This window comes from Devosia sp. Root685, from assembly GCF_001427875.1.
In the GTDB taxonomy this organism is placed as follows: Bacteria; Pseudomonadota; Alphaproteobacteria; order Rhizobiales; family Devosiaceae; genus Devosia.
In genome coordinates this window covers 181,560-203,863 of the sequence record NZ_LMHK01000002.1, presented here as the reverse complement: position 1 = coordinate 203,863, position 22,304 = coordinate 181,560, and the positions used below count along the sequence as shown (strand labels likewise).

At 61.0% G+C, this 22,304-nt stretch carries 22 protein-coding genes; 20 read left to right on the top strand and 2 right to left on the bottom strand.

Going from position 1 to position 22,304, the window contains the following annotated elements; genetic code table 11:
- Positions 1 to 2: 2 nt before the first annotated feature.
- On the bottom strand, positions 3 to 1,100 hold the full coding sequence (locus tag ASD83_RS09745; RefSeq protein WP_056310375.1) for a microcin C ABC transporter permease YejB: 1,098 nt from the start codon (positions 1,098 to 1,100) through the stop codon (positions 3 to 5).
- Between the two features lie 186 nt (positions 1,101 to 1,286).
- Here ASD83_RS09745 and ASD83_RS09740 point away from each other — a divergent pair, with 186 nt between their 5' ends.
- From ASD83_RS09740 to ASD83_RS09655, 18 genes are all read left to right on the top strand, one after another.
- A complete protein-coding gene (locus tag ASD83_RS09740; protein ID WP_056310373.1) occupies positions 1,287 to 1,520 on the top strand; it encodes a hypothetical protein in 234 nt (77 codons plus the stop codon).
- Between the two features lie 120 nt (positions 1,521 to 1,640).
- Positions 1,641 to 2,237, top strand: coding sequence for an AprI/Inh family metalloprotease inhibitor (locus ASD83_RS09735; RefSeq protein ID WP_056310371.1), 597 nt, complete (start codon positions 1,641 to 1,643; stop codon positions 2,235 to 2,237).
- A gap of 168 nt (positions 2,238 to 2,405) precedes the next feature.
- On the top strand, positions 2,406 to 3,542 hold the full coding sequence (gene zapE / locus ASD83_RS09730; protein ID WP_056310369.1) for a cell division protein ZapE: 1,137 nt from the start codon (positions 2,406 to 2,408) through the stop codon (positions 3,540 to 3,542).
- Positions 3,543 to 3,813: 271 nt separating this feature from the next.
- Positions 3,814 to 4,776: a malate dehydrogenase gene (mdh, locus tag ASD83_RS09725; protein ID WP_056310367.1), complete on the top strand. Its 963-nt coding sequence runs from the start codon at positions 3,814 to 3,816 to the stop codon at positions 4,774 to 4,776.
- A 90-nt stretch (positions 4,777 to 4,866) separates the two neighbouring features.
- The gene (gene sucC / locus ASD83_RS09720) at positions 4,867 to 6,066 is read left to right on the top strand and encodes an ADP-forming succinate--CoA ligase subunit beta (RefSeq protein WP_056310365.1); all 1,200 of its coding nucleotides are present in this window, start codon (positions 4,867 to 4,869) and stop codon (positions 6,064 to 6,066) included.
- Positions 6,067 to 6,091: 25 nt separating this feature from the next.
- Positions 6,092 to 7,000 carry a succinate--CoA ligase subunit alpha gene (gene sucD, locus ASD83_RS09715; protein WP_056310363.1) on the top strand — a complete coding sequence of 303 codons (909 nt, stop codon included), beginning with the start codon at positions 6,092 to 6,094 and terminating at the stop codon, positions 6,998 to 7,000.
- Positions 7,001 to 7,478: 478 nt separating this feature from the next.
- On the top strand, positions 7,479 to 10,484 hold the full coding sequence (locus tag ASD83_RS09710; protein WP_056312268.1) for a 2-oxoglutarate dehydrogenase E1 component: 3,006 nt from the start codon (positions 7,479 to 7,481) through the stop codon (positions 10,482 to 10,484).
- A gap of 23 nt (positions 10,485 to 10,507) precedes the next feature.
- A complete protein-coding gene (gene odhB, locus ASD83_RS09705) occupies positions 10,508 to 11,767 on the top strand; it encodes a 2-oxoglutarate dehydrogenase complex dihydrolipoyllysine-residue succinyltransferase (RefSeq protein WP_056310361.1) in 1,260 nt (419 codons plus the stop codon).
- Positions 11,768 to 11,935: 168 nt separating this feature from the next.
- Positions 11,936 to 12,388, top strand: a complete 453-nt coding sequence (locus tag ASD83_RS09700; protein ID WP_156385907.1) for a hypothetical protein — start codon at positions 11,936 to 11,938, stop codon at positions 12,386 to 12,388.
- Positions 12,389 to 12,488: 100 nt separating this feature from the next.
- Positions 12,489 to 13,121: a LysE family translocator gene (locus tag ASD83_RS09695; RefSeq protein ID WP_056310358.1), complete on the top strand. Its 633-nt coding sequence runs from the start codon at positions 12,489 to 12,491 to the stop codon at positions 13,119 to 13,121.
- Positions 13,122 to 13,144: 23 nt separating this feature from the next.
- A complete protein-coding gene (gene lpdA, locus ASD83_RS09690) occupies positions 13,145 to 14,554 on the top strand; it encodes a dihydrolipoyl dehydrogenase (protein ID WP_056310356.1) in 1,410 nt (469 codons plus the stop codon).
- Between the two features lie 352 nt (positions 14,555 to 14,906).
- Positions 14,907 to 15,887, top strand: coding sequence for a TRAP transporter substrate-binding protein (locus tag ASD83_RS09685; protein ID WP_056310354.1), 981 nt, complete (start codon positions 14,907 to 14,909; stop codon positions 15,885 to 15,887).
- A 55-nt stretch (positions 15,888 to 15,942) separates the two neighbouring features.
- On the top strand, positions 15,943 to 16,470 hold the full coding sequence (locus ASD83_RS09680) for a TRAP transporter small permease (RefSeq protein WP_056310351.1): 528 nt from the start codon (positions 15,943 to 15,945) through the stop codon (positions 16,468 to 16,470).
- 7 nt (positions 16,471 to 16,477) lie between these two features.
- Positions 16,478 to 17,758 (top strand): TRAP transporter large permease, encoded by a 1,281-nt coding sequence (locus ASD83_RS09675; protein ID WP_056310349.1) that lies wholly within the window; start codon positions 16,478 to 16,480, stop codon positions 17,756 to 17,758.
- A gap of 6 nt (positions 17,759 to 17,764) precedes the next feature.
- On the top strand, positions 17,765 to 18,505 hold the full coding sequence (locus tag ASD83_RS09670) for a FadR/GntR family transcriptional regulator (RefSeq protein ID WP_056310347.1): 741 nt from the start codon (positions 17,765 to 17,767) through the stop codon (positions 18,503 to 18,505).
- Positions 18,506 to 18,530: 25 nt separating this feature from the next.
- Positions 18,531 to 19,355 (top strand): 5-dehydro-4-deoxy-D-glucuronate isomerase, encoded by an 825-nt coding sequence (gene kduI, locus ASD83_RS09665; RefSeq protein WP_056310345.1) that lies wholly within the window; start codon positions 18,531 to 18,533, stop codon positions 19,353 to 19,355.
- Complete coding sequence (gene kduD, locus ASD83_RS09660; RefSeq protein WP_244489192.1) at positions 19,352 to 20,116, top strand: 2-dehydro-3-deoxy-D-gluconate 5-dehydrogenase KduD; 765 nt, start codon at positions 19,352 to 19,354, stop codon at positions 20,114 to 20,116. The genes kduI and kduD overlap by 4 nt, the downstream gene beginning before the upstream one ends.
- 4 nt (positions 20,117 to 20,120) lie before the next feature.
- Positions 20,121 to 20,456, top strand: a complete 336-nt coding sequence (locus ASD83_RS09655; protein WP_056312267.1) for a cupin domain-containing protein — start codon at positions 20,121 to 20,123, stop codon at positions 20,454 to 20,456.
- 83 nt (positions 20,457 to 20,539) lie between these two features.
- Here the strand turns inward: ASD83_RS09655 and ASD83_RS09650 are convergent, their stop codons facing one another.
- A complete protein-coding gene (locus tag ASD83_RS09650; protein ID WP_244489134.1) occupies positions 20,540 to 21,232 on the bottom strand; it encodes a hypothetical protein in 693 nt (230 codons plus the stop codon).
- Between the two features lie 91 nt (positions 21,233 to 21,323).
- On the opposite strand from ASD83_RS09650, the gene ASD83_RS09645 reads away from it, so the two are divergent.
- Both ASD83_RS09645 and ASD83_RS09640 read left to right on the top strand, forming a co-directional pair.
- Complete coding sequence (locus ASD83_RS09645; RefSeq protein ID WP_056310339.1) at positions 21,324 to 21,941, top strand: trimeric intracellular cation channel family protein; 618 nt, start codon at positions 21,324 to 21,326, stop codon at positions 21,939 to 21,941.
- A complete protein-coding gene (locus ASD83_RS09640) occupies positions 21,938 to 22,285 on the top strand; it encodes a DUF4326 domain-containing protein (RefSeq protein ID WP_056310337.1) in 348 nt (115 codons plus the stop codon). The genes ASD83_RS09645 and ASD83_RS09640 overlap by 4 nt, the downstream gene beginning before the upstream one ends.
- Positions 22,286 to 22,304 lie beyond the last annotated feature (19 nt).

Sequence of the window (22,304 nt, the reverse complement as noted above, 5' to 3'; positions counted from 1 at the left end):
TCTCATGTGTCGCGGCTTTCGAAATCGAGTCGCGGATCGACCCACATATAGGCGAGATCGGAAATCAGCCCGATGACGAGGCCGAGCAGCGAGAAGATGTAGAGCGTCGCAAAAACCACCGGATAGTCGCGCGTGGCGATGGCTTCGAAGCCGAGTAGGCCAAGCCCATCGAGCGAGAAGATGGTTTCGATCAGTAGCGAGCCGCCGAAAAAGGCGCCGATAAAGGCGCCGGGAAAGCTGGCAATGATCAGCATCATGGCGTTGCGGAAAACGTGGCCATAGAGCACGCGGTTTTCCTTAAGCCCCTTGGCCCGCGCCGTCACCACATATTGCTTGGAAATTTCGTCGAGGAAGGAATTCTTGGTCAGCAGCGTCGCCGTGGCGAAGGCGCCGAGCCCCATGGCGGTGATGGGCAGGACCAGATGCCAGAAATAATCCAGCACCTGTTTCCAGAGCGGGAAATTGGCAAAGCCGGGGGAGGTGAGCCCACGCAGCGGAAAGATCGACCAGAAACTGCCGCCTGCCAAAAGCACCACCAGCGCGATGGCGACGAGAAACCCCGGCACGGCATAGCCGATAATGACGACCGTGGATGTCCAGACATCGAAGCGCGAACCGTCCCGGCGCGCCTTGGCGATCCCGAGCGGAATCGACACCCCATAGGCGATCAGCGTCATCCATAGGCCGAGCGAGATCGACACCGGCATTTTTTCTTTCACCAGGTCGATCACCGAAATATCGCGATAGTAGCTCTCGCCGAAATCGAAGCGCAGATAATTCCAGAGCATGGCGCCGAAGCGCTCGAGCGGCGGTTTGTCGAAGCCAAACTGCTTTTCGATGCGCGCGACCAGTTCGGGCGGCAGGCCCTGACGGCCGCGATATTGGCCGGCCTTCTGGTTGCCGGCCGGAGGCTGGGAAAGCGTTTCCTCGCCGCCGCCGGTGACGCGTTCGCTCAGGTCCACATTCTGGCCCGACATATTGGCCAGTGCCTGCTCTACAGGGCCGCCGGGGGCAAATTGGGTGATCAGAAAGGAAACGGCCATGATGCCGAAGATCGTCGGAATCATCAGCAGCAGACGGCGAATGATATAGGCGCCCATCGCGTTCCCTGTTCGGCCCTCTCTGGCGGCAGCAAATCACCTTGCGCCTGCGGGGCTTTAGCGCCACTGCATCATTTGCGCGCCGCTTTGGCAATGTCACATGCGTGTGAGTCGGTCGCTTGCGCGTGGATTGGCATTGCCGCGTGGTGGCCGGGCGGTCACAATTGAGCGAGAACAGGAGCCGATATGGACTTTATTACCATTGGTCAGGTGCGCGACGCGGGCGTGGCGCGGGTCATTCTCGTGGCGTTGCGGGCCCATGGCTTCCATCCGCTCGAACCGGGCGATGGCGGCCTGCCGGGCGTGCCGAACCTTTTCGGGCGCGAAGGCGTGGGTATTGACGTGCCGGAAGATGAAGCCGCCGATGCAACGCTTTTGTTCCAAGAGTTGTTGAAAGACATGACCAGCCCCGGCACCTAGAACTGCCACAATGCCAAGTGACATTTTCTATGCGGGTCGGGCGTTGAACCCAAGGGCAGCTTCGGTTAATAAGCCGCCTAATGAGTTAATTTCCTTTAAGCCTTCGGGCAGGAGTGACCAATGAAGGTTTGGATGCGCGGAGCCGGCTCCGTGATTGGATTGGGTCTGGTTGCGCTGGCGCTGGCCGGTTGTACCTCGACTGCCCGTTCCAACACGGCCGGTCTCAATGTCGTCAGCGCCCCGCAGCAGTTGCAGCCGGTGCAGTCGTCTTCGGTGCAGCAGGGTACGCTGCCGGCAATCGGGGCAACCGGTACGCCGGCCCCAGGTCTGTCGGGCACGCCGGTTCTCGGCGGCGCTCCGGCCGTGACCACGGCTTCGGCGACGCCGGGCCTTGGCGCCAATAGTTCCATCGTCAATGTCGGCGCTCCGGCGACCGGGTTCTCGGCGGGTCCGGAAGGCGTCTGGACGGTTTCGGCCGGCACCGGCACCTGCCAGCTCAATCTGCCGATGACCGCCAAGACCGGCACGAACTATTATCGTGCTTCGTCGCCCGGTTGCGCGGTGCCGCAGATCGCTTCGGTCACCGGCTGGCAACAGGTTGGCAGCCAGCTCCAGCTCTATGATGATAACGGCAATATCGCGGCGTTCCTGGCTCCCTCGGGCGGCCGCTATATCGGCACCGTCAGCGGTGGCCAGGCGATTTCGATGTCGCGCTAAGTCTTTTGGGCCGGTCCTCCGCGACCGGCCTTTTCTATATTTCCCCATCCTCCGCGTTATTCCCGCGAAAGCGGGAATCTCTCTTGTCCGTTTGAGATCCCCGCTTTCGCGGGGATGACGCAGTGGATATTGGCAGGAGCAACACTGCTGAATGGCCCCTGCCTCGTTATGATCCCACCCAAAAAAACCGTCCACCAAGCCTATCTCGATCTCGTTGCGCGCGGGGCGCTGACGAGTGATCCGGCGCAGTTGGAGGCGACGGGGCATTTCGATCGGGTTCTGGGTGAGGTCACTGCCACCAAGCCCAAGAGTTTCCTGGGTTTTAGCGCCAAGCCCAAGTCAGTCCGTGGGCTTTATCTCGTGGGCGAAGTCGGGCGCGGCAAAACCATGCTCATGGACCTGTTCTTCGCGGCGCTGCCGATCAAGCAAAAGCGGCGGGTGCATTTTCACGAGTTCATGGACGAAGTGCATGCCGGCATTTCCGCCTTTCGCAAGGTCGCGCGTGGCAAGAACGAAGATGCCGATCCGGTCGAGGCAGTGACGAAGCCGATCCTCAAATCGGGTCTGCGCGTTCTCTGTCTCGATGAATTTCATGTCCATGACATCACCAATGCCATGCTGCTCGACCGGCTGTTCGAAAAGCTGTTTGCCGGCGGCGTCACCCTGATCGCCACCTCCAATGTGGTGCCCGACCAGCTCTATAAGGATGGCCTCAACCGACAGCTCTTTTTGCCGTTCATCGCGCGGCTCAAGGAAGAGACCGAGGTCGTCGAGCTGCTTTCGAGCCAGGACTACCGGCGCCTGAAATTTGCGGGCCAGCAGGTCTATGCCTTTGGCGACGACACGCGCCCCATCATGGACAGGCTCTGGCTCCGGATCACCGGCGGCGAACCCGGCCATCCGGGCGTCGTGGAAAGCATCGGCCGGCAGATTCCGGTGCCGCTGCAATCCATGGGCGCAGCCCGCTTCAACTTTGCCGACCTCTGCGAAAAGCCGCTCGGCACGCGCGATTTCGTGCGCATCGCCCATCAGTTCGATTCGCTGGTCATCGACGACATCCCGCAGATGGACCGCACCAGGTCCAACGCGGCCAAGCGCTTCATCCTCCTCATCGACAGCCTCTATGATCGCGGGGTGAAGCTGGCCGCCAGTTTTGCCGTACCGCTCGAACAGCTCGGCCTCGACGACAAGACCGCGTTCGAGTTCCAGCGCACCATTTCGCGCCTCAACGAGATGCAGTCGGAAGAATACCTGGCGAAGGGACTAAGAGACGCGGCAAGCCCCGAACCTTCCCTCGCCCCTTGAGGGAGAGGGACAGATTTTCTGCGTTCAGCAGAAAATCAGGGTGAGGGGTATCTCTCCTCCGCAGAGGAGCTGATTGTGAGATCGCATACCCCTCATCCGCCCTTCGGGCACCTTCTCCCTCAAGGGGAGAAGGGAAGTGCTGCCCATTTGGCATACCCCCATCGCCCATCGGCAAGGCGATTTGCGCCATTACGACGAAGGGTTCACTTGCCCCCCTTGCCCGGTAGGGTTAAGACGTGCGCCAAATCAACGCAGTCCGGGATGAAGACTTATGGCGCGTAAGAAGATCGCACTCATTGGCTCGGGTCAGATTGGCGGTACTCTCGCCCTTCTCGCAGCCCAGAAGGAGCTTGGCGACGTCGTTTTGTTCGACGTGGTTGACGGCGTTCCGCAGGGCAAGGCCCTCGATATCGCCCAGTCCGCTCCCAGCCAGAGCTTTGACGCGGTCGTCAAGGGCACGTCCGAATACAAGGACATCGAAGGCGCCGACGTCGTGATCGTTACCGCCGGCGTGCCGCGCAAGCCCGGCATGAGCCGCGACGACCTCCTCGAAATCAACCTCAAGGTGATGGAACAGGTCGGCGCCGGCATTGCCAAATACGCTCCGAACGCCTTCGTCATCTGCATCACCAACCCCCTCGACGCGATGGTCTGGGCCCTGCAGAAGTTCTCGGGCCTGCCGACCAACAAGGTTATCGGCATGGCTGGCGTGCTCGATAGCTCGCGCTTCGTTCACTTCATCGCCGATGAACTCAAAGTCTCGGTCGAAGACGTCAACGCCTTCGTTCTCGGTGGCCACGGCGACACCATGGTGCCGCTCGCGCGCTACTCGACCGTTGGAGGCATTCCGCTGACCGATATCGTCAAGATGGGCTGGCTCACCAAGGAACGCCTCGACGAAATCATCCAGCGCACCCGTGATGGCGGCGCCGAGATCGTCTCGCTCCTCAAGACCGGTTCTGCCTTCTACGCTCCGGCAGCATCAGCCATTGCCATGGCCGAAAGCTACCTCAAGGACAAGAAGCGCATCCTTCCCTCCGCTGCGTTCCTCTCCGGCCAATATGGCGTCAAGGACACCTATGTCGGCGTGCCGGTGGTGATCGGTGCCGGTGGCGCTGAAAAGGTCATCGAGATCGCGCTCAACTCGGCCGAGCAAAAAGCCTTCGACAAGTCCGTGGAGGCCGTTGAGGGCCTGATCGCGGCGTGTAAGAAAATCGCGCCGAAGCTGGCGTAAACAAGAAAGCCGCTGGCAACCCCAGCGGCTTCTCCCTTTTCCGGTCTCTAGAATCGTCCGGTCTACATCTGCCCACCCAAGGGGAATTCAATGAACATCCATGAACACCAGGCCAAGGCGCTGCTGAAGGAATACGGCGCGCCCGTTGCTGCTGGCGTCGCCATTTTCTCGGCGGACGAAGCTGAAGCTGCAGCCAAGTCGCTGCCCGGCCCGCTCTATGTGGTCAAGAGCCAGATTCATGCCGGCGGCCGCGGCAAGGGCAAGTTCAAGGAACTCGGTCCCGATGCCAAGGGCGGCGTGCGCCTTGCCAAGACCATCGACGATGTCGTGGCCTTCTCCAAGGAAATGCTCGGCAACACGCTCGTGACCAAGCAGACCGGCGACAATGGCAAGCAGGTCAACCGCCTCTATATCGAAGACGGCGCCGACATCGCCCGCGAGCTCTATTGCTCGCTGCTGGTCGATCGCGCGACCTCGAAAGTGTCCTTCGTCGTTTCGACCGAAGGCGGCATGGATATCGAAGCCGTTGCCGAACACACGCCTGAAAAGATCATCACCGTCGGTATCGATCCAGTCGCCGGCGTCACCGCCGCCGATATCGCCACGATCAACGGCGCGCTGAAGTTGGACGGTACGGCCGCCGTGGATGGCGAACACCTGTTCCCGATCCTCTACAAGGCCTTCACCGAGAAGGACATGAGCCTTCTCGAAGTGAACCCGCTGATCGTCATGACCAATGGCCGTCTGCGCGTTCTCGATGCCAAGGTGTCGTTCGACAACAACGCCGCCTTCCGTCACGAAGAGCTGAAGCCGCTCCGCGACCTGACCGAAGAAGACGCCAAGGAAATCGAAGCGTCCAAGTATGACCTCGCCTACGTTGCCCTCGACGGCAATATCGGCTGCATGGTCAACGGCGCGGGCCTTGCCATGTCCACCATGGACATCATCAAGCTCTATGGCGCGGAACCCGCGAACTTCCTCGACGTTGGTGGCGGCGCTTCCAAGGAAAAGGTGACCGCGGCCTTCAAGATCATCACTGCCGATCCGGCCGTGAAGGGCATTCTGGTCAACATTTTCGGCGGCATCATGCGCTGCGACGTGATCGCCGAAGGCGTGATCGCTGCAGTCAAGGAAGTGGGCCTCAAGGTGCCGCTGGTGGTTCGCCTCGAAGGCACCAATGTCAAGGAAGGCAAAGCCATCCTCGACAATTCCGGCCTCGACGTGATTTCCGCTGACGACCTCGACGACGCTGCGCAGAAGATCGTCGCTGCCGTCGCCAAAGCCGCCTAAGCCCCCTGCATAAAGAGAAAAACCCATGTCCATTCTAGTCAACAGAGACACCAAGGTTCTCGTGCAGGGCCTTACCGGCAAGACCGGTACCTTCCACACCGAACAGGCTCTGAATTACTACGGCACCAAGATGGTTGGTGGCGTGAACCCCAAGAAGGCCGGCGAAATCTGGACTTCGGGCCTTGATGGCTCGGCTTCGCTGCCGGTGTTCGCATCGGTTGCCGAAGGCCGCGAAAAGACCGGCGCCAATGCCTCGGTCATCTATGTACCGCCTCCGGGCGCTGCTGCCGCCATCGAAGAAGCGATCGATGCGGAAATCCCGCTGATCGTGTGCATCACCGAAGGCGTGCCGGTCATGGACATGGTCCGCGTCAAGGCAAAGCTCGAAAAGAGCAAGTCGCGCCTCATCGGGCCGAACTGCCCCGGCGTCCTGACCCCGGAAGAATGCAAGATCGGCATCATGCCGGGCTCGATCTTCTCCAAGGGTTCGGTCGGTATCGTCTCGCGCTCGGGCACGCTGACCTATGAAGCGGTGTTCCAGACCACCAATGAAGGCCTCGGCCAGACCACGGCTGTCGGCATCGGCGGCGATCCGGTCAAGGGCACCGAGTTCATCGACATGCTCGAAATGTTCCTCGCCGACGAAGCCACCAAGTCGATCATCATGATCGGCGAAATCGGCGGTTCGGCTGAAGAAGAAGCAGCGCAGTTCCTGATCGACGAAGCCAAGCGCGGCCGCAAGAAGCCGATGGCTGGTTTCATCGCCGGCCGTACGGCTCCCGCCGGCCGCACCATGGGCCATGCTGGCGCCGTAATTTCGGGCGGTAAGGGTGGCGCTGAAGAAAAGATCGCGGCCATGGAAGCTGCCGGCATCAAGGTGTCGAGCTCCCCGGCCCGTATCGGCAAGACGCTGGCAGAAGTGCTCCGCGGCTAAGCTGGAGTAGGGGGTGGACCACCCCCTTCCTAGCTCTGCTACGGCCTGCGGCCTAGCGGCGCTACCCTCCCCACAAGGGGGAGGGTGACATCGAGTGTGTGGTGAGATTTCGCCACGCCCGCCGCGTTCACCCTCCCCCCTTGTGGGGAGGGCAAGCAAAGCTTAGGTCCGCAAGGACCTTAGCGTCGCTCGGAAGGGGGTATTAGGATATCCCCTCTCGCGCCAATTGCGGGGCTGGAAACGCTTTATGCGACCAATGTCGGTCGCGCTTCGGTCACGGTTTGGTGTTAAGCCGGTGACGCTACGGTTTGATACATATGTAATAACTGCGGCGCCTACCACGGGCGCCGTAAGTCTTAACAAGATACAAAGGAAAAGCGGTCAGTATGCCCCTACTTTGGGTGACCGCAGTTAGAACCGGTTCTCCGCCGGTTTGTTGAGAAGGATGGCGGGACGCAAGGTCCTGCACAAAAAAGCGATGACACGACAGGAAAAGAACGACGCGTTCTTACTGACCTCGTTCCTCTATGGGGGGAACGCCGACTACATCGAACAACTCTACTCCCGCTACAAGACGGACCCCAACAGTGTCGATGCGACATGGTCCAGCTTCTTTTCCCGGCTTGATGACAGCGATGGCGTCGCCGAGAAAAATGCTGCGGGTCCGAGCTGGGGTCGCAAGGACTGGCCGCAGGCGGCCAGCGGCGATCTGGTCTCAGCGCTCGATGGCAACTGGGGTGAAGTCGCGATAAAGGCCGAAAAGGCGACGGCGAAGAAAGCCGCTGCCGAAGGCAAGCCCGCTCCGACCTCGGGCGACGTGCTGCAGGCAACGCGCGACTCAATCCGGGCCATCATGATGATCCGCGCCTATCGCATGCGCGGCCACCTTCATGCCGATCTTGATCCGCTAAAACTCAAGGCCGATGAACCGGCGCCGGAACTCGATCCGCGCAGCTACGGCTTCACCGACGCAGATTTCTCCCGCAAGATCTTCATCGACAACTATCTGGGGCTCGAATACGCGACGCTGCCGGAAATGCTGGCGATCCTCGAACGCACCTATTGCGGTACGGTCGGCATCGAGTTCATGCACATCTCAGATCCTGAAGCCAAGCAGTGGATTCAGGAGCGCATCGAAGGTCCGGACAAGGAAATCACCTTCTCGCCAGAGGGCAAGAAGGCCATCCTGACCAAGCTGATCGAAGCCGAAGGTTTTGAGAAGTTCATCGACGTCAAATATACCGGCACCAAGCGCTTCGGCCTTGATGGCAGCGAGGCTGCCATTCCGGCGCTCGAGCAGATCATCAAGCGCGGCGGCGCCCTCGGCATCAAGGACATCGTCCTCGGCATGGCCCACCGTGGCCGCCTCAACGTGCTGACACAGGTGCTGCAAAAGCCGCACCGCGCCCTCTTCCATGAATTCAAGGGCGGCGCCTTCTACCCCGACGATGTCGAGGGTTCGGGCGACGTGAAGTACCATCTCGGTGCTTCCTCTGACCGCGAATTCGACGGCAACAAGGTCCACCTGTCGCTCACCGCGAACCCCAGCCATCTCGAGATCGTCGATCCCGTCGTGCTCGGCAAGTCGCGCGCCAAGCAGGACCAGCACATTTCGCCCGATGGCAAGCTCGTCAATATCGCCACCGACGGCAAGCCGGACCGCTCCATGGTCCTGCCGCTGTTGATCCATGGCGATGCGGCCTTTGCCGGCCAGGGTGTCATTGCCGAATGCTTGGGCCTGTCGGGCCTCAAGGGCCATCGCACCGGCGGCTCGATCCATCTGGTCATCAACAACCAGATCGGCTTTACCACTTCGCCGATGTATTCGCGCTCTTCGCCCTATCCGACCGATGTGGCCAAGATGATCGAAGCCCCGGTTCTGCACGTCAACGGTGACGATCCGGAAGCGGTGGTCTTCGCCGCCAAGGTCGCCGTCGAATATCGCCAGAAGTTCGGCAAGCCTGTCGTCATCGACATGTTCTGCTATCGCCGCTTCGGCCACAACGAAGGCGACGAACCAAGCTTCACCCAGCCGCTCATGTACTCCAAGATCCGGAGCCACAAGACGACGCTGGAGCTTTATTCGGAAAAGCTCGTTGCCGAAGGTGTGCTGTCAGCCCAGGATATCGACAAGCTCAAGGCCGATTGGCGCGCCAAGCTCGAAGCCGAATTCGAAGCCGGCCAGGACTATCGACCGAACAAGGCCGACTGGCTCGATGGCGCCTGGAAGAATTTCAAGCCCGCCCATGACGATGGCGCGCGCCGCGGTGAAACCGGCGTCGCCCTCGACAAGCTGATCGAAATCGGCACCAAGCTGACCCAGACTCCGGCCGATCTCAACGTGCACCGCACGGTCAAGCGCTTCCTCGATAATCGCCTCGGCGCGATCGAGTCGGGCGAAGGCATCGATTGGGCGACCGCCGAAGCGCTCGCTTTCGGCACGCTCGTCACCGAAGGTCACCCCGTTCGTCTTTCCGGCCAGGACTGCGAACGCGGCACGTTCAGCCAGCGTCACTCGGTGCTCAACGACCAGCAGGTCGAGAACAAGAGCTATACCCCGCTCAATAATCTCGATCCGGAAAACCAGGCCCGCTACGAAGTCATCAACTCGATGCTTTCCGAAGAAGCGGTGCTCGGTTTCGAATATGGCTACTCGTTGTCCGAGCCGCGCGCTCTAACGCTGTGGGAAGCTCAGTTCGGCGATTTCGTCAACGGTGCGCAGGTCGTCATCGACCAGTTCATCTCCTCGGGCGAGCGCAAGTGGTTCCGCATGTCGGGCCTCGTGATGCTTCTGCCGCACGGCTATGAAGGGCAGGGGCCGGAGCACTCCTCCGCGCGTCCCGAGCGCTTCCTGCAGCTTTGCGCCGAAGACAACATGCAGGTCGCCAACTGCACGACCCCGGCGAACTACTACCATATTCTCCGCCGCCAGCTTAAGCGCGACTTCCGCAAGCCGCTGATCCTGATGACCCCCAAGAGCCTGTTGCGCCACAAGCGCGCCGTCTCGGGTCTGGTGGAATTTGGTCCCGAAAGCGTCTTCCATCGTCTCCTCTGGGACGATGCCGAGGCTCCGGGCCTGCCCAAGACCACGATCAAGCTCGCTTCGGACGACAAGATCCGTCGCGTCGTTCTGTGCACCGGCAAGGTCTATTATGATCTGCTCGAAGACCGTGAAAAGAAGGGCGTCGATGACGTCTATCTGCTGCGCGTCGAACAGCTCTATCCGTTCCCGGCCAAGGCGCTTCTCGACGAACTCAGCCGCTTCCCGAATGCGGAAGTGGTCTGGTGCCAGGAAGAGCCGAAGAACATGGGTGCATGGGCCTTTATCCAGCCCTATGTTGAATGGGTGTTCGACCAGATGGGCCGCGAATATCAGCGCGTCCGTTATGTCGGCCGTCCGGCCGCTGCCTCGCCGGCGACTGGCCTGATGCGCACGCATCTGGCCCAGCTCCAGGCATTCCTCGACGAAGCCTTCGCCAAGTAAGCACAAGATAAAAGGATCAAACAATGTCGACAGAAATCCGTGTGCCGACGCTGGGCGAAAGCGTTACCGAAGCAACCATCGGCCAGTGGTTCAAAAAGATTGGCGACACCGTCAACGCTGACGAACCCCTGGTTGAGCTTGAAACCGACAAGGTGACCATCGAAGTGCCGGCTCCGGCCTCGGGCGTGCTCGAAGCCATTGCCGCCAATCCCGGCGACACCGTCGATGTGAACGCCCTTCTTGGCGTCATCGCGGCTGCCGGCGCTGGCGCCGCTGCTTCGGCTTCGGCTCCGGCTCCCGCCGCTGCCCCGGCTCCGGCCAAGGCCGAAGTGCCCGCCGCCAATGCTGCCGGCCCAGAACCGATCAAGGCAACCGACCGCGCTCCGGCGCCGTCGGCCCAGAAGATCATTGCCGAAAACGGTCTTGAAGCGAGCAATATCGCCGGTTCCGGCAAATCCGGTCAGGTGCTCAAGGAAGACGTGCTGGCTTCGCTCGTCCGCCCCGCCGCTCCGGCGCCCGCGGCCAAGCCAGCCGAAGCCAAGGCCCCGGCTGCGCCGCGCGCCCCGAGCCCGGCAGGCGATGCCGAGCGCGAAGAACGCGTCAAGATGACCCGTCTCCGCCAGACCATTGCCCGTCGCCTCAAGGACGCGCAGAATACCGCGGCCATGCTCACCACTTTCAACGAAGTGGACATGAAGCCGGTCATGGACCTGCGCAATTCCTACAAGGAACTGTTCGAGAAGAAGCATGGCGTCAAGCTCGGCTTCATGGGCTTCTTTGCCAAGGCCGTGGTTCACGCCCTCAAGGAAATCCCGGCCGTCAACGCCGAGATCGATGGCGATGACCTCGTCTACAAGCAGTATGCTCATCTCGGCGTCGCCGTTGGCACCGACAAGGGCCTCGTCGTCCCGGTCGTGCGCAATGCCGACCAGATGAGCATTGCCGAGATCGAAAAGGAAATCGGCAACCTCGGCAAGAAGGCCCGCGACGGTCAGCTGTCGATGGCCGACATGCAGGGCGGCACCTTCACCATCTCCAATGGTGGTGTCTATGGCTCGCTGATGTCGACCCCGATCCTCAACGCGCCGCAGTCGGGTATCCTCGGCATGCACAAGATCCAAGAGCGCCCGGTTGTCGTCGGCGGCCAGATCGTCATCCGTCCGATGATGTATCTCGCGCTCTCTTACGATCACCGCATCGTCGACGGCAAGGAAGCGGTCACCTTCCTTGTCCGCGTCAAGGAAAGCCTCGAGGCACCCGAGCGTCTGGTTCTCGACCTCTAGGACGTTCGTCTTCACGAAATTCATGAAAAGGCCCGCTTCGGCGGGCCTTTTTACGTGAGCTAACCAAACCGTGTTGGGGGCGGTGCTCGACGTTAACAGTCTGTTAGCGCATACACCCCCTAAACGTAGCGTTGTCGTATCATTGTCATACCCACCGGAGATGTGGTTTTGCGTTCCTGTCTGGTCCTCGCCGTTTCCCTCGCGAGCCTTGTTATTCCCGCTCATGCCCAGGACGTTTCGACCGACAATAGCCAGCTCATCGGCGAGCTCATGGCCTTCCACGGCTCGCAGGCCATCGTCGATGTCATGACCACCCATTGCTACGAAACCACCGGCCTCGACAGCGCCTACAAGAGTGCTGCAAGTAACTGGTATCTCAGGAATATCGGCTTTCTCGACCTCGCCGACCGCGTCATCAACAGCCTCGGCGGCGCGGCCGAAGGCCAGCAGCAAGCGGCCGAAACCTATGGCGGCTCGCAGATCATGACCGCCTACAATCAGGCGAGCGACAAGAACAGCTTTTGCCGGGCATTCCTCGAACAAGTCGAATCCGGCGCCCTCGATATCGACCAGCAACTGCCCGCCCCACTCAAGCGCGCCCAGGAAATCGCCTCCTCCTGACGCTCCCCTAAACTCTGCAAGGGCCCTTGCCGGGCGCTGCATTGCCGCCCGGCGGACAGTGGTGTAACGCTTGCCGCGCTTAACCTCGCGTGGTGCGATCATGTCTTTCCCCTGGCTCGAATTTCTAGGCCTCATGCTGGCCTTCGGCATCAATGCGGTTATCCCCGGCGCCGATTTCGCCATGGTGCTGCGACAGTCGGTGGTGCACAACCGCCGCGCGGCGATCTTCACCTCGGCGGGGATCGCGACTTCGATCCTCGTTCATGGCACCTATACGCTGCTCGGCGTTGGCGTGATCGTCGGCCAGTCCTTGCTTTTGTTCAATATCCTCAAATGGTTGGGTGTTGCCTATCTCGTCTGGTTGGCCATTGCCGCGCTGCGCAGTCCGCCGCCGCAACCGCCGGCCGAGATGGACGCAGCGGGCGCCCGCCGCGGCGACATGGCCGCATTCGCGCTGGGGTTTCTGACTAACCTCCTCAATCCAAAAGCGGTGCTCTTCTTCCTCGCGCTCTTTACCTCGCTCGTCTCCATTCACACGCCGGGCGAAATAAAAGTTATCTACGTGGGCAGCATGAGCCTTATGCTTTTTGCCTGGTTCGCATTGGTGTCGGTTTTCTTTACGACCCCTTCGGTGCGACAGGGCTTTTTCCGAGTCGGCCGGTGGTTTAATCGGGTTACCGGCATTACATTCCTGGCGTTGGCCGTTCGCGTCGCGCTGGCACAGCAGCGCTAAACTTTTCTGAGGCTTTGAAAACCATGGCAGACCAATTCGACCTCGTAGTAATCGGCTCCGGCCCCGGCGGCTATGTGGGCGCCATTCGCGCCGCACAGCTCGGGCTCAAGGTCGCCGTGGTCGAGAAGTGGCCGACGCTGGGCGGCACCTGCCTCAATATCGGCTGCATTCCCTCCAAGGCCCTGTTGCACGCGTCCGAGCTGTTCGAAGAAGCCGGCCACAGTTTCAAGACCTTGGGTATCGACATTCCGGCACCGGTTCTCAACCTGCCGCAGATGATGAACCACAAGGCCGATGTCGTCGCTTCCAATGTCGGCGGCGTCGATTACCTGTTCAAGAAGAACAAGATCACCGTATTCCGCGGCATCGGTTCCATCCCGGCCGCCGGCAAGGTGCTGGTGACGCCGCAGTCGGGTCCGCAGACCGAAATCCTGACCAAGAATATCGTCATCGCCACCGGTTCGGTTTCCACCAATCTGCCGGGCATCGAGATCGACGAGAAGACCGTCGTCACATCCACTGGCGCATTGACCCTCGATAAGGTTCCGGCGCGTCTGCTGGTTATCGGTGCCGGCGTGATCGGGCTTGAGCTCGGCTCGGTCTGGGCGCGTCTTGGTGCGCAGGTCACCGTTGTCGAATATCTCGACCGCATCCTGCCGGGCATGGACAGCGAAGTGGCCCGCCAGTTCCAGCGCATGCTGCAGAAGCAGGGCATGGAATTCAAGCTCTCGAGCAAGGTCGCCGGCGTCGACAAGCAGGAAGACGGCTCGCTCAAGGTGCGTGTCGAGCCCGCCAAGGGTGGTGAAGTCGAACTGCTCGACGCCGATGTCGCGCTGGTTGCCATCGGTCGCAAACCGTTTACCGAAGGCCTCGGCCTTGAGATCGCCGGTGTAGCGCTCGACGAGCGCGGCCGCGTGCATGTCGATGGGCACTACAAGACCTCGGTCGATGGCATCTACGCCATTGGCGACGTGATTGCCGGCCCGATGCTGGCGCACAAGGCCGAGGATGAAGGCATTGCAGTTGCCGAGATTCTGGCTGGCCAGGCCGGTCACGTGAATTACGCCGCCATTCCGTCGGTCGTTTACACCAATCCCGAAGTTGCCTCCGTCGGCAAGACGGAGGACGAACTCAAGGCGGCCGGCATCAACTACAAGATCGGCAAATTCCCCTTCACCGCCAATGGTCGCGCCAAGGCGATGCTGGCGACGCAGGGCTTTGTGAAGATTCTCGCGGACGTCGAAACCGACCGGGTGCTTGGGGCGCATATCGTGGGCAAGAATGCCGGCGAGATGATCCACGAGCTGGTGACGCTGATGGAATTCTCCGGCGCCGCCGAAGATCTGGCGCGGACCACGCATGCACATCCGACGCTGTCGGAAGCCGTGCGCGAAGCCGCGCTCGCGTTGGGCGATGGGGCGATCCACATCTAGGCCCCAGTAGCCCTCGTGGTGAGGTGCTTTGCGCAAGCAAGGCCTCGAACCACGAGGGCGTGGCCCTGAAGCATCGGGGCACGACCTCGCCCTTCGAGGCTACGCTACGCTTCGCGCCTCAGGATGAGGTCTACTGCTGCAAAGGCGCCGCCAACCGCGGCGCCTTCTTTGTTTCCCGAAGGTCATCATATAACATCCGGTGAATTGTATGTTGACTTGTTATTTGTTCTTCCATACCAGTTTCCATCATGGCGCTGGCTCATGCAAGAGGCGGCGTCCACCGGCTGACTGGATCGGCCAAGCATGTGCGGTTCGTGGAGGAGCCGCCATGTTGGATTTTGGGAGGACACCAATGTTTCATTTGCCAAAGATGGCGGCTGTGGCCGTCATCGCGACTTCGCTTATGCTTTCGGCTGCCAGCGCCCAGACGGTGTTGCGCTCGTCGGACACCCATCCCGATGGCTACCCGACCGTCGAAGCGGTCAAGAAGTTCGGCGAATTGCTGAGCGCCAAGACCGATGGCCGCTATTCGGTGGACGTGTTCCACTCGGCCCAGCTTGGCCAGGAAGCCGACACGATCGAGCAGACCCAGTTCGGCGTGATCGATATGAACCGCATTTCGATCGGCGCCTTCGGCACCCAGGTGCCGGAAGCCACGGTCACCCAGCTACCCTATATCTTCCGTTCGGCCGAGCACTTCCACAATGTGCTCGATGGCCCGATCGGCGAGGAAATCCTGGCGGCATTCGACGCGGTCGATGTCGTAGCTCTTGCCTTTTATGACGGCGGCGCCCGCTCGTTCTACAACAGCGAAAAGCCGATCAATTCGCCGGCTGACATGGCGGGCCTTAAATTCCGCGTGATGCAGTCGGACATTTTCGTCGACATGGTCGGTGCCCTCGGCGCCAATGCGACGCCGATGCCCTATGGCGAAGTTTACTCCGCCATCCAGACCGGCGTTATCGAAGGCGCTGAGAACAACTATCCGAGCTATGACACTGCCGGCCACGCCGAGGTCGCGAAGTTCTACTCGCTCGACGAGCACCTGATGGTGCCCGAAGTTCTGGTGATTTCCAAGGTTGTCTGGAATGGCCTGACCCCTGAAGACCAGGCTCTCTTCCGCGAAGCTGCCAAGGAATCCGTCGCTATCCAGCGCGAATTCTGGGCTGCCAAGGAAGTTGAATCCAAGGCCAAGGTGGAAGCGCTCGGCGCCACCATCAATACCCTCGACAAGGCCCCCTTCATCGAAGCGATGAAGCCGGTCTACGAAAAGTACGTCACCGATCCGGCCCTGCAGGATCTGGTCGCGCGCATCCAGGCCACCGAAGGCTGATGTAAACCGGGCCGGCTTTCGAGCCGGCCCGGCTCTTCGTCGAGGAGAATTCTCAATGAGAGACCGGCTTCTTAAAATTGGCGCCGCGTTAAGCGCGCTATCGACTGGCTCCCTCTGGATCGCCGGCTTCGGCCTTGTGGCGATGACGGCTATCGTCGCCTTTCAGATCTATATGCGCTTCATCGTCAATTCCTCGCCGCCCTGGACTGAAGCGGCGTCGATCATGATCATGAGCTGGTTCATTTTCCTCGGCGCCGCCGTTGGCGTGCGGGAGAATTTCCATATGGGCTTTGATGTGTTGCTCTATGTCTTGCCGCCTGGCGCCAAGCCGTGGCTGCGGGCAACCAGCGATCTTGCCATTTTCGCCTTTGCCGCGGGCATGGTGTTTTATGGCGGTGAACTGGCTATGCGCGGCTGGACCGTGCGCATTCCGGTCGTCGGCCTGCCGCAAACCTTCACCTATCTTCCGATCGTGATTTCCGGTGTCCTGATGTGTCTGTTCTCGCTCGAGCGCATTCTGCTGCGTCTGGCGGGTGAGAATGTGGACGACGTCGAGACCGATGCCGCGATGACGGCGGACTGAGGACAATATGGAATACTGGATTCTTTTCGGCGTCTTCACGGCGCTCATGCTGGTGGGGACGCCCATCGCCTTCTGCCTCGGCATCGCCAGCTTTGCGACCGTCGTCTATATCGGCCGTCCGGCTATCGTGGTGTTCCAGCAGCTCAATTCGGGCGTTTCGGCCTTCACGCTGCTGGCCATTCCCTTCTTCATTTTCGCCGGCGATCTGATGATGCGCGGCGGTATCGCTGCGCGTATCATCCAGTTTGCCGGCTCGCTTATCGGCCATGTGCGTGGTGGTCTGGGCCAGGTCAATGTGGCTGCCTCGACGCTATTCGGCGGTATTTCCGGTTCGGCCGTGGCCGAAGCCGCAGCCGTTGGCGGCATCATGATCCCGCAGATGAAGGCGCGCGGCTATGGCGCCGATTATGCTGTCAATGTGACCTCGATGGCGGCGTTGATCGCGCTGCTGCTGCCGCCCAGCCATAACATGATCATCTATTCGCTCTCTGGTGGCGGGCGCATTTCCATCGCCGATCTTTTCACGGCCGGCATCATTCCAGGCCTGTTGTTGGCGCTGGCGCTCAGCATCACGGCCTATATTGTCGCGGTGAAGCGCGGCTATCCCACCGAACCATTTCCGGGCTTTTCCAAGGCCTTCCAGTATTTCCTGATTTCCATTCCCGGCCTGATGCTGATCGTCATCATCTTCGGCGGGGTGCGTTCGGGTATTTTCACGGCGACGGAAAGCTCCTGCATTGCGGTGCTTTATGCGCTGCTGGTTACGCTCCTGATCTACCGCTCGCTGAGTTTCAAGGAGTTCGTGCATTGCGTGACCGGCGCGGTTCGGACCACTTCGATGGTGCTGTTCATCATCGGGGCTGCGGCCGCTTTCGGTTGGCTGATGGCTTATCTTAAGGTCGCGCCGATCCTGACCGAGGCAATTTCGAACCTCACCAGCGATCCCTTGATGGTGCTGTTGCTGATCAACGTCATGTTGCTGCTCCTTGGGACGTTCATGGATATGGGGCCGCTGATCGTCATCACCACACCGATCTTCTTGCCCATGGTGAGTGCCTTCGGCGTCGACCCCGTGCATTTTGGCGTGATCATGATCCTCAACCTCGGTATCGGCCTCAACACGCCGCCCCTGGGCCCCGTGCAATTCGTTGCTGCGGCCGTGGGCAAGATTACGGTGTGGGAAGCGATGAGAAGTGTCTGGCCGTTCTATACCGCCGGTCTCATCGTCTTGGGCCTTGTCACCTATATCCCGGCACTCTCGCTCTGGTTGCCGAGCCTCTTCCGGTAAAACGCCATGTCTCTCGTCGATTTCGCCCCACCGGCCCGAAAGCCCAAACTCGCCGAAATGGTCGTCGATGCGCTGCGCAAGCGCATCGGTGCGGGCGAGTTCGGGCCGGGCGAGAAACTGCCGACCGAAAGCCAGCTGACGGTGCACTTTGGCGTCAGTCGCACAGTGGTGCGCGAGGCTATCGCCGCGCTTGCCGCCGACGGCACCGTGCAGCCGCGGCAGGGGGCGGGGGTGTTCGTGATGGCCAATGCGGCCAGCGCTTTCACCTCGATCGGTGGGGAGACATCCAACAAGATTTCGGTGGCGCTCAACGTGCTCGAAGTCCGCATGGGGATCGAGATCGAATCCGCCGGCCTTGCTGCGCTGCGGCGCAGCAATAGCCAGGAGGCGGCTATCCAGGAGGCCTGGAACGAGTTCGGGCGGTTGTTGAAGTCTGGCAATCCCACGGGCAAGACTGATTTCGCCTTTCATCGCGCCATCGCGGCGGCGACCAATAATCCCTTTTATATGGAAGTGCTCGACGCATTGGGGAGCCGGACCATTCCGTGCGACGTGGCTTCGCCCTGGGGCACGGAGAGCGTGCTGACCTACGACTATCAGGCGGGCCTGCACGAAGAGCACAAGCGCATCATGCTCGCCATATCGGCGCAGAATGCCGATGGCGCGCGCGAAGCGATGCGCGATCACCTTTCGCGCAGCCAGGAGCGCTATCGCGCGCGCCTCGCCGAGCAGGGCAGCGAACACTGATTTCTTTGATTATTCCGGAGTAGAAATGAGCACCGAATTTGATATCCGCTTCGCGATCGACCCTGCCGGCGCTGCCGGAATGGGCACAGCGGAACTCCGCGAAAACTTTCTGATCGACGACCTGTTTGCCGATGGCGCGGTGCGCTGGACCTACACGCACTATGACCGCATGGCGGTTGGCGGCGCGGTGCCATTGTCGGGCGAGCTGGTGCTCGAAGCCATCAAGCCGACAGGCACGGCCAACTTCCTCGATCGCCGCGAGTTGATCGCCGTCAATATCGGCGAGGCTGGCACGGTTTCGGTGGATGGGACTGACCATGCTGTCGGGCCGCGCGACATGCTTTATGTCGGCATGGGTTCGAAGGACGTGCGTTTCTCGGGCGCTGGCGCAAAATTCTATCTGCTGAGCGCTCCGGCTCACGCCTCTCATCCAACCACGCTCCTACAGCAATCGGGGGCGAAGCGACTCGATATGGGCAGCGCCGAAACTGCCAACGAGCGGTCGATCTACCAGTACACGAACAGCCTCAAGAGCTGCCAGCTGGTGGTGGGCCTGACCCAGTTCGCCCCGGGTTCCGTGTGGAACACGATGCCGGCGCATGTGCATGACCGGCGTATGGAGGCCTATCTCTATTTCGACCTCAAGCCCGACGCCTTCGTCGTGCACCTGATGGGCGAGCCGGATGAGACCAGGCACATGATCGTCCGCAACGAGCAAGCCATTCTCTCGCCACCCTGGTCCATCCACGCAGGCGCCGGGACGGGCTCGTATACGTTCATCTGGGCCATGGCCGGCGACAATATCGATTATACGGACGCCGAGAAGGTACCGATGGAGGACCTGCGCTGATGAACCCCAGCGCATTCAGCCTTTCGGGCAAGACCGTGATGGTCACCGGCGCCAATACCGGCATCGGGCAGGGTATTGCCCTGTCCATCGGCCGGGCGGGCGGCAAGGTGATCGGCGTCGGCCGCTCGTCGATGGAAGAGACGGCGTCGTTGATGGCGGGGCAGGGTGCTGACTTTACTGAGGTGCGGGCCGATCTCGGCTCGACCAAGGAAGCACAAGCCATGTTCGACAGAGCCTGGGACCAGCATGGCCCGATTGATGGTCTCGTCAACAATGCGGGGATTATCAAGCGCGTCGACGCGGTTGATTTCACCGAGGCCGATTGGGATCAGGTGATGGACATCAATCTCAAGACGATGTTCTTCCTCGCCCAGTCGCTGGGTCGCAAGGCCATCGCGGCCAATCGGCCGGCGCGGATCGTTAATATCGCTTCGATGCTGAGCTTTCAGGGCGGCATTCGCGTGGCGAGTTATACGGCTTCCAAGAGTGGGGTGCTTGGTATTACGCGGCTCCTTGCCAATGAGTGGGCAACCAAGGGCATCAATGTGAATGCCGTGGCGCCCGGATACATCGAGACCAACAATACCGAGGCGTTGCGCAACGACCCCGATCGTTCGACGTCCATTCTCGGGCGCATTCCGGCGGGGCGCTGGGGTGTGCCGTCCGATATCGGCGATGCAGCGGTGTTCCTTCTCGCCCCCGCTTCCAACTACATGCATGGCGCTGTCATCCCCGTTGATGGCGGCTGGCTCGCGAGGTGATCTCATGACTGAACAGAAGTTTTTCGCCCAACCCAACGAAACCGAATGGACCGAACTGGCGCCGGGCAATACGCGCCGCGTGCTGATCTACACGCCCGAGGTCATGCAGGTCGAGTTCGGCTTCGACAAGGGTGCCGTCGGCGCGCTCCATAGCCATCCGCATATACAGGTGAGTTATGTGGCGGAGGGGAGCTTTGAGGTGACCATCGACGGTAAGGTGCAGGTGGTGGGGCAGGGCGGCAGTTTTATCGTACCGTCGGGCCTTGTGCATGGTGTCGTGGCGCTGGAGAAGGGGCGGCTGGTAGATGTGTTTACGCCGCATCGGGCGGATTTTCTGTAGACCACTGCGCTTGCCGTCACCCCCTCCCAGCCTCCCCCATCAAGGGGGAGGTGTTGGTTCAGAGGAGTTGGCTCGATCAAGCCTCAAACTCCATGCGGCACCTCCCCCTTGATGGGGGAGGTTGGGAGGGGGGGCAGGGAGCCACAGTGCTGAACTCGGCCGATTTCGTCGAGCATCGCCGCATAAGCCTCGTCATGCCGGCCCGCCCAATTGGGCTTCCCCGGCTCGGTGAGGCGGCCGCGGCGGGGTGGAATGAAACTATAAATGCTGCGTTCCGGGTCTTCCTGCCATTGCAGGTTGAACGCCGCGAATTTGGGGAAAAATTCCATATCGGAATAGGGCAAGTGATCGTGCACCCACCAGGCCATGGCTTCCCAGTCGCTGGTCCGCTCATAGTAAGGGATGAAGCGGTTGACGATGACGCAGGCGGTGGCGCCCATGCGGCCCCTATCGTCGCGGCGGTCCCAGATATGGCCGGCAAAATTGCTGTCATTGCTCCCGCAGTTCAGCTTGTTGACGTTGCCAAAGTGATTGACCTCGGGCGAGCGGTAGGACGAGCGGACGGAGATGCGTCCGAATTTTGCCTGCAAGGGTTCGAGCAGATCTTCGCAGAGGCGCTTGCCGGCGGCGATGGCGAGGTCGGGATCGTCCGGCAGGTTTTGGAAGCCATTGATGACGGCGATTTCGGAATAGAGAAAATCGCGCATAAAGAAGCTTTCGGAGAGGCGCACGCGGCCGAAGGCTTCGAGGGCGCGGACGGTTTTCGGCTGGCGCATGGGACAAATCCTTCTCAGGTCTGGACGGCCAGTGGTGCTTCTGTAACGTGGCGGCGACAACCCGGTTTCGACCAGCCGCCAGGATTCTTCCATGCTGACCATCATGTTCTATGTCGCCATCACGGCCGATGCGATGTCGGCGGCCCTCGCCGCCGGTCGGCGCAACATGGACTGGTTCGGCGTCTGCCTGATCGCCTGTATCACGGCGCTGGGCGGCGGCACGGCGCGCGACGTGTTTCTGGACCACTACCCGCTCTATTGGGTGCACAACCCATATATTCTGGTTCTGTGCTGCTGTGCGGCCCTTCTCACCATCGCCGCGGCTCGGGTGGTCCACCGGCTACGATGGCCATTCCTGCTGCTCGATGCACTGGGCCTGGTGGTCTTCACGATCGTCGGCTGCAATATTGCCATGGAAACGATGGAGCATCCGATCATCGTCATCGTGGCGGGCATGGTGACGGGGATCGTGGGTGGCATCATGCGCGACGTGCTGTGCAACGACGTGCCGCTCGTCTTTCGTGGCGAGCTCTATGCGACCGTCTCGATCGTGACGGGCGTGGTCTACTATCTCGGCAACAAGGCGGGGTTGCCCTCGGACCTTATGGTTCTGGTGGCGCTGGGTGTCGGCCTGCCGCTGCGCGTGCTGTCCATCATGTTCAAATGGGAAATGCCCAAGTTCGTCTTCGACCGGGAAATGCGAAAATGAGACCCGCTCGGATCGTCTTGTCGCGGCGAGCCGGCTTCGATTTGCAGGCAATTTCCCATGCGCTCAACGGATTGCCGGCGCAGTCTGTGGCGCGGCCGGGGCCTTGGGGAAATCCCTTCACCATCGATGCCGTCGCCGAAGAAACCGGGCTCGATCGGGCGGCCGCGCAAGTCGAGGCCGTGGTGCGGCATGCGCGCTGGATGCGCGGCGAGATCGAAGCCGACCGGCCCCGGCCACCGCTTGAAAAGATACGCACCGTGCTCAAGGGCAAGAACCTCGCATGCTGGTGCCGCGAGGGTACGCCTTGCCATGTGGAAACCCTCATAAAGCTGGCTAATGACTAGGGTTCTGGCGCGCGAAACG

Coding starts and splice junctions, on each gene's coding strand:
- ASD83_RS09745 (WP_056310375.1), bottom strand. CDS start 1,100: ATGGGCGCCTATATCATTCGCCGTCTGCTGCTGATGATTCCGACGATC.
- ASD83_RS09740 (WP_056310373.1), top strand. CDS start 1,287: ATGGACTTTATTACCATTGGTCAGGTGCGCGACGCGGGCGTGGCGCGG.
- ASD83_RS09735 (WP_056310371.1), top strand. CDS start 1,641: ATGAAGGTTTGGATGCGCGGAGCCGGCTCCGTGATTGGATTGGGTCTG.
- zapE (WP_056310369.1), top strand. CDS start 2,406: ATGATCCCACCCAAAAAAACCGTCCACCAAGCCTATCTCGATCTCGTT.
- mdh (WP_056310367.1), top strand. CDS start 3,814: ATGGCGCGTAAGAAGATCGCACTCATTGGCTCGGGTCAGATTGGCGGT.
- sucC (WP_056310365.1), top strand. CDS start 4,867: ATGAACATCCATGAACACCAGGCCAAGGCGCTGCTGAAGGAATACGGC.
- sucD (WP_056310363.1), top strand. CDS start 6,092: ATGTCCATTCTAGTCAACAGAGACACCAAGGTTCTCGTGCAGGGCCTT.
- ASD83_RS09710 (WP_056312268.1), top strand. CDS start 7,479: ATGACACGACAGGAAAAGAACGACGCGTTCTTACTGACCTCGTTCCTC.
- odhB (WP_056310361.1), top strand. CDS start 10,508: ATGTCGACAGAAATCCGTGTGCCGACGCTGGGCGAAAGCGTTACCGAA.
- ASD83_RS09695 (WP_056310358.1), top strand. CDS start 12,489: ATGTCTTTCCCCTGGCTCGAATTTCTAGGCCTCATGCTGGCCTTCGGC.
- lpdA (WP_056310356.1), top strand. CDS start 13,145: ATGGCAGACCAATTCGACCTCGTAGTAATCGGCTCCGGCCCCGGCGGC.
- ASD83_RS09685 (WP_056310354.1), top strand. CDS start 14,907: ATGTTTCATTTGCCAAAGATGGCGGCTGTGGCCGTCATCGCGACTTCG.
- ASD83_RS09680 (WP_056310351.1), top strand. CDS start 15,943: ATGAGAGACCGGCTTCTTAAAATTGGCGCCGCGTTAAGCGCGCTATCG.
- ASD83_RS09675 (WP_056310349.1), top strand. CDS start 16,478: ATGGAATACTGGATTCTTTTCGGCGTCTTCACGGCGCTCATGCTGGTG.
- ASD83_RS09670 (WP_056310347.1), top strand. CDS start 17,765: ATGTCTCTCGTCGATTTCGCCCCACCGGCCCGAAAGCCCAAACTCGCC.
- kduI (WP_056310345.1), top strand. CDS start 18,531: ATGAGCACCGAATTTGATATCCGCTTCGCGATCGACCCTGCCGGCGCT.
- ASD83_RS09655 (WP_056312267.1), top strand. CDS start 20,121: ATGACTGAACAGAAGTTTTTCGCCCAACCCAACGAAACCGAATGGACC.
- ASD83_RS09650 (WP_244489134.1), bottom strand. CDS start 21,232: ATGCGCCAGCCGAAAACCGTCCGCGCCCTCGAAGCCTTCGGCCGCGTG.
- ASD83_RS09645 (WP_056310339.1), top strand. CDS start 21,324: ATGCTGACCATCATGTTCTATGTCGCCATCACGGCCGATGCGATGTCG.
- ASD83_RS09640 (WP_056310337.1), top strand. CDS start 21,938: ATGAGACCCGCTCGGATCGTCTTGTCGCGGCGAGCCGGCTTCGATTTG.